Source organism: Corynebacterium kefirresidentii, from assembly GCF_016599755.1.
In the GTDB taxonomy this organism is placed as follows: domain Bacteria; phylum Actinomycetota; class Actinomycetes; order Mycobacteriales; family Mycobacteriaceae; genus Corynebacterium; species Corynebacterium kefirresidentii.
Genome location: NZ_CP067012.1, coordinates 674898 through 685648 on the forward strand (window position 1 = coordinate 674898; position 10751 = coordinate 685648).

Sequence of the window (10751 nt, forward strand, 5' to 3'; positions counted from 1 at the left end):
GTGGGCGAATTCATCTACACGATGAAAAACGTGCGCAAGGCAATTGGCGATAAGGTCATCCTTGACGATGTAACAATGGCGTTCTACCCAGGTGCCAAGATTGGTGTGGTCGGCCCCAATGGTGCCGGTAAGTCCTCCATTTTGAAGATTATGGCCGGCTTGGACCAGCCTTCCAATGGCGAGGCCTTCCTAGATCCAGGCGCCACCGTGGGTATCCTGCAGCAGGAGCCGCCGCTCAACGACGAGAAGACCGTGCGCGGCAACGTCGAAGAGGGCTTGGGCGAAATCTTTGAAAAGAAGCAGCGCTTCGAGCAGATCGCCGAAGAGATGGCCACCAACTACAGCGATGAGCTCATGGAAGAAATGGGCAAGCTGCAAGAAGAGCTCGATGCCGCCGATGCATGGGAGGTTGACTCCAAGATCGAGCAGGCAATGGAAGCTTTGCGCTGCCCGCCTTCCGATGTCCCGGTGACCAACCTTTCTGGTGGTGAGCGCCGTCGCGTAGCGCTGGCTAAGCTCCTGCTTACCGAGCCGGACTTGTTGTTGCTCGATGAGCCTACGAACCACTTGGACGCCGAGTCTGTGCAGTGGCTGGAAAAGCACTTGGCTGATTATCCGGGCGCTGTCTTGGCCGTGACCCACGACCGCTACTTCCTCGACCACGTCGCGGGCTGGATTTGTGAGGTTGACCGCGGCAAGCTCTACCCATACGAGGGTAACTACTCCACCTACCTGGATAAGAAGCAGGAGCGTCTGGAGGTTGCCGGCAAGAAGGACGCGAAGCTGCGCAAGCGCTTGAAGGACGAGCTGGAGTGGGTACGCTCCGGTGCGAAGGCTCGCCAGGCCAAGAACAAGGCCCGTCTGGAGCGCTACGAGGAGATGGCTGCAGAAGCCGAGAAGTACAAGAAGCTCGACTTCGAAGAGATCCAGATTCCTACCCCGCCGCGCTTGGGTAATAAGGTCGTGGAGGTCAAGGACCTGCAGAAGGGCTTTGATGGCCGCACCTTGATTAAGGACCTCTCTTTCACCTTGCCGCGCAACGGCATCGTGGGCGTTATCGGCCCGAACGGCGTGGGTAAGACCACCCTGTTTAAGACCATCGTTGGCCTGGAGCAGCCGGACGCCGGTTCCGTCGAGGTGGGCGATACCGTCAAGCTGTCCTACGTGGACCAAAACCGTGAGAATATTGACCCCGAGGCAACCGTCTGGGAGGTCGTCTCCGGTGGCCTGGATTATATTCACGTGGGCCAAAACGAGATGCCTTCGCGTGCCTACCTATCGGCCTTCGGCTTCAAGGGCCCGGATCAGCAAAAGCCGTCCAAGGTGCTCTCCGGTGGTGAGCGCAACCGTTTGAACTTGGCGCTGACCCTGAAAGAGGGCGGTAACCTGATCCTCCTTGACGAGCCGACCAACGACTTGGATGTGGAAACCCTCGGCTCGCTGGAAAACGCGCTCGAGAAGTTCCCGGGCTGTGCCGTGGTCATTTCCCACGACCGCTGGTTCTTAGACCGCACCTGTACCCACATCTTGGCCTGGGAAGGCAATGTGGAAGAAGGTCAGTGGTTCTGGTTTGAGGGTAACTTCGGCGATTATGAGAAGAATAAGGTCGACCGCCTTGGTGAAGAGGCAGCCCGTCCTTCTCGCGTGACCCACCGCAAGCTGACCCGCTAAGTAGCTGAAGCCTTTACTGAGGAGAATGATGGCAACCCCAAGTGTGCACACGTATCGTATTCAAACCCGCTGGTCGGATTTTGATATGTACGGCCACATGATGAATGCAAACTACATCGAGCTCGCCCAGGAAGCGCGCTTGGCCTTTGCGAAGGAACATATCTATTCCAAAGGCCTTGACTTCATTGCGTTCGTGCGCCACCTCGATGTGGACTTCCTTCGCCCGATGGAGTTTAAGGACACCACTACGGTGGAGGTAGAAACTACCATTTCGCAGATTGGTACCACCTCGTTTACCACTACCCAGCAGGTCAAGGATGACCAGGGTGAAGTCGCGGCAACCGTGGAGTGCGTGCAGGTAGTCATTGATCGTCAGCAGCAGACTCCTCGTCCGCTGACGGAACAGGAAAAGGATATTCTGCAAAATACCGCGGCCAATTAACCGCGGAACGGAGCGAAGATGAGAAAGGCAGGGCCCGAAGGCATGGTCACCGAGACTCTAGAAATTGGAAGCGGTGGACCTGGCCTTCGGGCCCTTGTCACGCGCGCGGTTGGCTTGGATTCGGGTGCTTCGGTGCGGCTACGCCAGCTGACTGACGACGTCGTCGATGTCTTTGTCACCACACCTTTCGAGGTGGTTGCCTCCCGCCGCGTGCAGGGCGTCGTTTCCCGCGACGGGGCAGTGGTTTCTGCGGCTACCCTGGCCGAGCTGCTCAAGGAGCAAGAATCGAGCGGAACGCTAGATTTGGGACCTGCCCGCGATGCGTCGTGGCCGGGAGCGCTTCCGCCGGCCACTGGCTACAGCGTGGTCGATACCTTGCCGGTTACCGTGGTGCGCGAGCTCTCCGATAAGGGTCAACAACTGACCCGGCAATTTTCTGGCCCCATGGGCCCGCCATCCAGCTTGCTGAATCAGACCGTTGTCACGGTCGAGGGGGAAGGTGCCACGGTGGAAATCCCTATGCGCATGATTTTTGCCTGCACCAATTTGGGTTTGATCCCTGGTTTTTCCGCACCGATGGATGTGCCGAGGCACCTGCGGGTGGCTCAGCTAGGCAGGTGGGTGCGCCTCGACGCCCCCTTTGGCAGCATCTACCGTTCCACCCGCTTGTCGCTGTTCTAACTTCGCTCGCGAAAAACCGGCCTGCCACGTAGCGGTTCTGTTCAACAGAATCGGCGCGCACGCGCCCTGCTTTGGAGATTTTGTCCGAAAAGCGGTCCGTCTTAGGGGGAGGGGGACTCTGGCCAAGTGGGGTCATTACTCTTTTGAACTGCACATTTACAAGATGGCTTGCTGCGTTGCTACCCCCCGCTTTGTGAATTCATGAACATAGTGCCGCACGCAAACGTGTCCTGCGTTACCCTTACGTGGTCGATGTAATTTACTCCACCCGCAAGGAGATTGTGTAATGCGTATTGTCGTGCCTAAAGAAATCATGAATAACGAGAATCGCGTGGCTCTTACCCCGGGCGGCGCGCAGACCCTCGTTCACGACGGCCATGAGGTCCTCATTGAGACCGGTGCTGGTGAAGGCGCATCCTTCCCGGATTCCGAGTACGAGGCCGCCGGTGCCAGCATCGTTGGCACCGCGGAGGATACTTGGGCACAGGCGGAACTGCTGCTGAAGGTCAAGGAGCCGCTCGAGTCTGAGTACCAGTACCTGCGTCCGGACCTTACCGTCTTTACCTACCTGCACCTTGCCGCGGACCGCCCTTTGACTGAGGCGCTTGTTGACGCCAATACCACGGCCATTGCATATGAGACGGTTACTGACCGCCACGGTACCTTGCCACTTCTTACCCCGATGTCCCAGGTGGCAGGCCGCCTTGCCGCAATCGAGGGCACCCACCACCTGCTGTCCACGCAGGGCGGCCGCGGTCTGCTGGTTTCTGGTGTTCCAGGTACCCAGCCAGCACGCGTCGTCGTGATCGGCGGTGGCCAGGTTGGTGCGTCCGCCGTTGCCATGGCCCACGGTCTGCGTGCCGAGGTCACCGTACTGGACCTTGATCCGCACGTTTTGCAGCGCTTCGATGACCAGTACGCCGGCAGCGTGCGCACCTTGATTTCGGATCCGGCCACCATCGATAAGGAACTGCAGGAAGCTGACCTCGTCATTGGCGCGGTACTCATCCCAGGCGCCGCTGCACCAAAGCTGGTGCGTGAGGAGACCGTAAAGAAGATGAAGAAGGGTGCCGTCCTCGTGGACGTCGCCATCGACCAGGGTGGTTGCTTCGAGAACTCCAAGAAGACCTCCCACGATGACCCAACCTTCCAGGTCCATGACACCTTGTTCTACTGCGTGGCGAATATGCCGGGTGCGGTGGCCAATACCTCCACCCGTGCCTTGTCCTCCGCAACTCTGCCCTACATTCGCGCGGTGGCCAATGACAGCCTGGATGCCGCCATCAAGCGCTTCCCGGGCCTAGAGGGTGGCGTAATGACTCGTGGTGGCCGTTTGGTCTCCGAGCCTGTACGTAAGGCCTTTGACTGGGAAGACTAAGCATCAGGTCCCCATAGTGTGGGCTAGATAAACCACAAGCCCGGTTCCTCGCTAAATAGCGGGAGCCGGGCTTTGTCTCTTGGGTGGGGCAAGACGGTGCGATTATTGTGCCTTGTTGATCATCATGGCGGCCACGCGCTGCATATGATCCCAGATCATTTCGCGGTAGGCCGGTGGGATGGTTTCCTCGTCGATTTCCGCGAGGGAGTTACCCATTAGCTCTAGCCACCGGTCATGCGCGGTTATATCGATGGGGTAGGGGGCGTGGCGCATGCGAAGGCGCGGATGGCCGCGGTTTTCAGAGAAGAGCTGCGGGCCACCCCAATACTGCGCCAAGAACCAAGTGAGGCGCTGCTCGGCACCTTCCCAGTCATTATCGGGGTACATCGGACCGATGACATTGTCCTCTTTGACCTGGGAATAAAAGCCGTGGACGAGGCGCTGAAAGGTCTCCATGCCGCCAATAGCCTCATAAACAGAATCCATTTACTCTTCTTCTTCCTTGCGGGGATCGGGAATGCCGATGCCGTGCGGGTAGGGGGTAGTAATGCCTTTAGTGTGCATGACATTGAGCACGCGGGATTGCAAGAAACGCTGGACGTCCCACTGCTTGCCCGGCAGGGTCTTTGTAGACACGCGGAAGGAAACATAATCCGGTTCGAAACCGGACATGCCATCCACACGAGGCGTGCTGAGGATGAGCTTGCGTACCTTATCGTCCTGCGCGGCTTCCTTCACTGCGTCCTCGATGACCTCGCCGGCGAGCTCTGGGTCATTAGAAAGGCCCACAGGAATCTGGATGCGGGCAACGGAGTACTCATCGGAGTGGTTAGCTACCTGGAGGATTTCGCCATTGCGCACGTACCACAGAGCACCGTCGATATCGCGGACCGTGGTGATGCGTAAGGAGATGGACTCGACATCGCCAAAGACGCCGTTGCCAAGGTCAACCACGTCGCCAATGCCGTATTGATCCTCAATGAGCATGAAGATGCCGGAAAGGAAATCCTTCACCAGTGCCTGGGCGCCAAAACCAAGGGCGACGCCAATAACACCGGCGGAGGCGATAAGCGGTGCCACGTTAACGTCTAGCTCATCCAAGATGGCAATAACGGCCCATACCCACACGAAGATAGCGGCGGCGGAACGGGCCACTCCGGCTAGCGTCTTAATGCGGGAGGCGCGCCGGGTTTCGCGGGTATGGCGCATGGCCTCTTCTTGCTGGGTCGGTTCGGGGCGGTTGGCTCGACCCTTGAATTTTCCGCGGAAACGCTGCTTATCCAGCCCGGAAGATTTGATGCTGTTTTCGGCCACCTTGTTGATAATGCGGTGGAGGAGCCAGTGGGCAATGACGGCCAGGATAAGGATAACGGCGATGCGAATCGGGCGCTCGATAAGCCAGCTTTGCACCTTCTCGTCATTCCAAAAACTAGAGACGGACTCGACGGCCGAGTCCTTGGTGGAAGCGGCTGAGGCTAAGAATTGCGTATTCATCATTCTTTCTTAGTCGTGGACAATGGGAACCGCGCCCATTGTAAAGGCCGAGCCTGAAAACGCGATGAGTGGTGGGTGGCTAGGTGGGTGAAAATAAATACCTATCTTTCCTTAGCAAGTGAACAGCTTGGTCTAGACTGTGTTGCTATGACAGAACGCAGCACGCAGAACCTCGCTCAAGGCTTTACGTCCCGTTCCATCCATGGCGGCTACCACCCAGACCCGCACATGGGCTCTATCAATGTGCCGATCTATGCGTCAACCACGTTTGCGCAAGATGGCTTAGCGCAGCTGCGCGGCGGGTTCGAATACGGACGCGTGGCAAACCCCACCGTGCGCTCGCTCGAACGCACTCTAGCGGCGCTAGAGGGCGCTGAGTATGCCCGCGTGTTCTCTTCCGGCATGGCCGCCGCCGATACGCTGATTCGGATCTTGGTGCGCCCAGGGGATCACGTCATTTTGGGTAATGATGCCTATGGTGGTTCCTACCGGCTACTGAATGATTTCACTGAGTGGGGCGTGGAGATGTCCATCGTTAATACCAGCGATACCGCCGCAGTAGCCGCGGCGGTCCAGGACAATACCAGGCTCATCTGGTTGGAAACGCCCACCAATCCGGCGTTGAATATCACCGATATCGCCGCGGTGGCCAAGATTAAGGGCAACGCGCAGGTCCTAGTGGACAATACTTTTGCTACGCCTTACCTGCAGAACCCATTGGAGCTCGGCGCGGACCATGTGTTGCACTCGACCACCAAGTACCTGGGTGGGCATTCCGATGTACTGGGCGGTGCGGTGGTTACTAATGATGCCCACGTGGACGAGCGCCTGCTCTACTTCCAAGGCAATGTGGGTGCGGTGAGCTCGCCTTTCGACGCCTACCTTACGGCTCGCGGAATCAAGACTCTTTCGGTGCGGATGGATCGCCACTGCGCCAATGCGCAAAAGGTGGCAGAGTTCCTGCAGGGCCGCCCCGAGGTAAAGCAGGTGCTGTACCCAGGGCTGAAAGATCACCCAGGGCATAAGTTGGCAGCACAGCAGATGCGCGGATTTGGCGGCATGATGTCCGTGCGCTTTCATAGCGCGGAGCATGCCAAGCAGATCTGCCTCAATACGCGGCTTATCTGTCTAGCGGAATCGCTGGGTGGGGTGGAATCGCTCATCGAGCACCCGAAGAATATGACGCACGTATCCGCGGAAGGATCCGAGCTGGTGCCGCCAGATGATATGGTGCGCATCTCAATCGGAATCGAAGATATCGATGACCTGCTCGCGGACTTGAAGCAGGCCCTCGACGCGCTATAGGCCGCGGGACCGGGGCCAGGACCGGGACCGAGCCCTTAGCGCGGTGGTGGCTTAGGAGCGCACCACGGCGAGGAGGGAACCGGCGGTTTTATCGGTTTCCTGCAACATGAGTGGGTCGGTTCCCGGCATCGGAGAAATAGTGGTATCCGGCCACTGGGAATAGGTGGGGATGCCCACAATGTGCAGGCGCGCATCCAGCTCGCCGTTCGGGTGAACGGTGCGGCGGGTCGTCCCATCGGTTTCCGGCGAACCGGTGGGTTGTCCGTGATCGGGGAAGGGGCGAACGCGGCCGGAATCTACCAGGCAGCGGGTCATGGAATCGCCGGCGGTGCGGATATCGGGGCGGTGCATAAAGGCGTCGACAAGCGTGGGTGCAGAAGCCGAGCGTGGGCCGGAGGTTAGGGTGAAGTGATCTGCCTCGATGGCCAGGGTGGGGTGATCGCCTAGGAAGTGGGCCAAGTCGGCGTCAACAAGCGCGAGCAGCTGGCGCACGCGGAAGAGCGGCGGGCCGGAACCTATCATCTGGCCAAAGGACATTACTTGGGCATAGCGGCCGGTGCGGGACTCGCGGGTATAGCGGCCCTCCGAGCCAAGGATGGAGGCGGGCTTGCGCGATTGCGATAGCGACCATAGCGCGGCCTTGATGGGGGAGTCGTGGCCGGCGGAGGCCTCCCGGATATCGCTTTCCATGGACTGGGCAATATGCTCGGTGAGCTCATCTATGTCCCCGGTAAACCCGGCAATTTGGTACATGAGATCGTTCATGTCCCACGGCTCGGTAACCATGGGCGCAATAGCCGCGCCTAGCTCATCCGGGGCGGTGGCATCGATGACCTCGAGAATGTCAGCGCGCGGGCGCAGCAAGGAATCCGGGCGCACGCGCTCCAAAGTGGTGATATAGGCCTCGTAGCTATCGCGGGCGATAGCGGGCCAAACCTGGGAGTCAAAGTCGATGTCATGGGTGCCGCTGAGCTCCGCAATGACATTCTTCAGACGGCGGCGTGGCATGGTGGGCGGCAGCTCACCGTATTCGGACTTGGGGTGGTAGGGGTAGCCGCGGCCGGAGGAAATGATGAAGTTGGGCTCGTCGCCGCAGGGCTCATAGCGCAGGCCGGAACGTGTGGAAGAATCCTCCACGAAGGTGCCGCCGCGCTCGATGGTGGTCAGCGCCATGATGTCATAAAAGCCCATGCCTAGCCCGCGTACCAGCACGTCCTCACCGCCGGGGATAGCGGCATAGTCCTGCTCTACCGGGTTATTAGGAGCGATCCAGTTCAGGCCGGAAGCCGCCAGCTGCTTTTCCTGCTCGTTGTACTCCGGAACCATCCAGCCATAGGCCAGCACGGTGGCATCGGTGCGCACCTCGGAGCCATCGGCCAAGCGGAGCACGTCTACGTGGCCATCCTCGCTGATGGTTTCCAAACGGCTGAAGTGGTTCACAGTGGAAATGCTCTTAGGTAGGCGAGCAATGACCACGTCATAGACCCAGCGCAGGTACTCGCCATACAGCGCGCGCGAGGGGTTGGATTCGGGTCGGGTAGCGGCAAGTTCTTCGCGGTAGTCCTGCGCAATATGTGCGGCCGGAGGATGCTGCTCAAAAAACTCGCGCTTGGCGGCTGAGACATTGTCGCCATCGCCGCGCAGGAGCTGAATCCACTCGTATTGGATGGGCCCCTCGAGCACGGGGGCGTCCACAGTGGAGCCGGGCTCGGTGAAAAGGGTGACAGCACCGGCGCGAGTATTCATGCATAGGGTCTTGGTTTGATCCGTTTCCCAAATGCGGCCGGCACCATGCTGGGCATCATCGATGAGGTGGACGGTTATGGGGTCGCTGGAATCGTCCATGCGGGCGGAGAGGCGTTCCAAGATGGAAATGCCGCGTGGGCCCATGCCGACGATTGCGATTGCTGGAGTAGACATACTACCTATCGTGCCACATCCAGACCCTTCCACGAGCATCGGACCCAGCGGTGGTATTTAAATAGACTAAACAGTCTATACAAAAGTTTCTTTCCCCTTGTTATGGCAGGTAATAGGGTAGACCGTCCAGTCTTGTATTTGTGGGTATGGATATGCTCTAATGGGCGAGTACTACTTAAGAATTAAAGGAACTCGAGCTTTTATGAAGCAACTTTCTCGGCTCCTGAGACCAGTGGCCGCAGTCTTTGCCAGCGGTGCGCTAGCTCTCTCGCTAACCTCCTGCGCCTCTACTTCCCATGCCGCGGAAGATGGCATGGTCACCTACGTCGAGCCCAATATGTTCAATAACCTCTATCCCCCCTCCGGCGGCTATTACCCCAACGGTGGCGTGCTCAATAACATCACGGACCGCCTGCTGTGGCAGGACCCGGATACCCTCGAGCTGCATCCGTGGATTGCGGAGGAGATGCCTAAGGCGAACAAGGACAATACCGAGTTCACCTTCAAGATTCGCAAGGGCGTGACCTACTCTGATGGCTCCCGCCTAGATGCCGCGAACGTAAAGAAGAACTATGACCTCTACGCCCTAGGCGATGAGGACCGCATGCTCACCCCTTCGGAGCAGTTGCCCAACTATGAAAAATCCGAGGTTATTGATGATTACACGGTGAAGTTCTACTTCAGTGAGCCCTCCCCAGGCTTTCCTCAGTCCACCTCCGTGATGAATCAGGGCCTGCTTTCTAATGCCACGCTGGATTTAGATGACACCGGCTTCGCGCCGGGCAATGCCACCGCTATTTCTGGTTCGGGCCCCTTCGTCATCGAGGAAGAAGAGCTGGGCACCAAGCTGGTGCTCAAAAAGCGGGAGGACTATGACTGGGCACCACCGGCCCGCAAGGACCACCAAGGGCCGGCCGATATTGAGGGCATCAATATTGTTCTCGCAGCCGAGGATTCCGTGCGCGTGGGATCGCTCGTGGCGGGGCAGTCCGATATTGCTCGCCAGATCGAAGCCCCCGATGAGAAGCACCTCAAGGATCAAAACCTGGAGATTTTCGCCGCGCCCACCCGTGGCGTAAACAATAGCTTCCACTTCCACTTCCGCCACCCACTCTTGGCGGATAAACGCGTGCGTCAGGCCATCATTCACGCCATCGACCGCGATAATATTCTGAACACCCTCTTTTCTGACTCCTATCCCAAAGGCACATCGATCCTGGCCAAGACGGCTATTGGCTATAAGGATCAAGCAGCGAATTATGCCTTCGATCCAGAGGAATCTAAGCGCTTGCTCGATGCAGCCGGTTGGCGCGAAGGAGAAGATGGCATCCGCGAGAAAGACGGCAAGCGCCTGTCCGTGACCTTTAATGAGGCAGTCCCGCAGCCGCGCTCTAAAGAGATGTTCACCAAGGCCCAAGAGATGCTCAAGAACGTCGGCATCGAGGCCAACCTCAACCCAGGCGACCGCTCCGCGCAGCAGAAGGCCATGAAGGACCAAGACACCGTGCAGGTACGCCACACCATGACCGGCCGCGCCAATGTGGATACCTTGGCCACGTGGCTAGATGGCACGGGCCGCAATTCTTTCCTCAACTATGACGAAAAGACCGATAGCTTCGGCGATAAGAAGCTGCAGAAACTGGTGGAAGACTACTTCGACCTCAGCAACGAAAAAGACCGCCTAGCTATGACCGGCCGCATGCAGGACTACCTTTCCGAACAGGCCTATATCCTGCCCATGTTTGAAGAGCCGCAGGTCTATGGTTTCCAGCCTTATATCGAAGGCTTTAGTACCGAGGCCATCGGCCGCCCATCGTTTTATGCGGTAGACATCAACACCGCAGAAGGGGAGGAGTAATC

The 10751-nt window shown here is 58.5% G+C and carries 9 protein-coding genes; 6 read left to right on the plus strand and 3 right to left on the minus strand.

Annotated elements, in window-relative coordinates:
- The 4 genes from ettA to ald all read left to right on the plus strand — a co-directional run bounded on the left by ettA (position 1) and on the right by ald (position 4172).
- A complete protein-coding gene (gene ettA, locus I6I12_RS03375; RefSeq protein WP_200288710.1) occupies positions 1-1671 on the plus strand; it encodes an energy-dependent translational throttle protein EttA in 1671 nt (556 codons plus the stop codon).
- A gap of 25 nt (positions 1672-1696) precedes the next feature.
- On the plus strand, positions 1697-2113 hold the full coding sequence (locus I6I12_RS03380) for an acyl-CoA thioesterase (RefSeq protein ID WP_034660154.1): 417 nt from the start codon (positions 1697-1699) through the stop codon (positions 2111-2113).
- Positions 2114-2155: 42 nt separating this feature from the next.
- A complete protein-coding gene (locus I6I12_RS03385; protein ID WP_200289015.1) occupies positions 2156-2794 on the plus strand; it encodes a DUF8185 domain-containing protein in 639 nt (212 codons plus the stop codon).
- Positions 2795-3080: 286 nt separating this feature from the next.
- Positions 3081-4172, plus strand: coding sequence for an alanine dehydrogenase (ald, locus tag I6I12_RS03390; RefSeq protein WP_200288711.1), 1092 nt, complete (start codon positions 3081-3083; stop codon positions 4170-4172).
- A gap of 102 nt (positions 4173-4274) precedes the next feature.
- Here the strand turns inward: ald and I6I12_RS03395 are convergent, their stop codons facing one another.
- The gene (locus I6I12_RS03395; RefSeq protein ID WP_200288712.1) at positions 4275-4658 is read right to left on the minus strand and encodes a globin; all 384 of its coding nucleotides are present in this window, start codon (positions 4656-4658) and stop codon (positions 4275-4277) included.
- A complete protein-coding gene (locus I6I12_RS03400) occupies positions 4659-5669 on the minus strand; it encodes a mechanosensitive ion channel family protein (RefSeq protein ID WP_200288713.1) in 1011 nt (336 codons plus the stop codon).
- Between the two features lie 144 nt (positions 5670-5813).
- Between I6I12_RS03400 and I6I12_RS03405 the strand changes: the two genes are divergently transcribed.
- Positions 5814-6971: a cystathionine gamma-synthase gene (locus I6I12_RS03405; protein ID WP_200288714.1), complete on the plus strand. Its 1158-nt coding sequence runs from the start codon at positions 5814-5816 to the stop codon at positions 6969-6971.
- 51 nt (positions 6972-7022) lie between these two features.
- Here the strand turns inward: I6I12_RS03405 and I6I12_RS03410 are convergent, their stop codons facing one another.
- The gene (locus I6I12_RS03410) at positions 7023-8891 is read right to left on the minus strand and encodes an FAD/NAD(P)-binding protein (RefSeq protein WP_200288715.1); all 1869 of its coding nucleotides are present in this window, start codon (positions 8889-8891) and stop codon (positions 7023-7025) included.
- Positions 8892-9093: 202 nt separating this feature from the next.
- Between I6I12_RS03410 and I6I12_RS03415 the strand changes: the two genes are divergently transcribed.
- Positions 9094-10749: a TIGR04028 family ABC transporter substrate-binding protein gene (locus tag I6I12_RS03415; RefSeq protein WP_200288716.1), complete on the plus strand. Its 1656-nt coding sequence runs from the start codon at positions 9094-9096 to the stop codon at positions 10747-10749.
- Positions 10750-10751 lie beyond the last annotated feature (2 nt).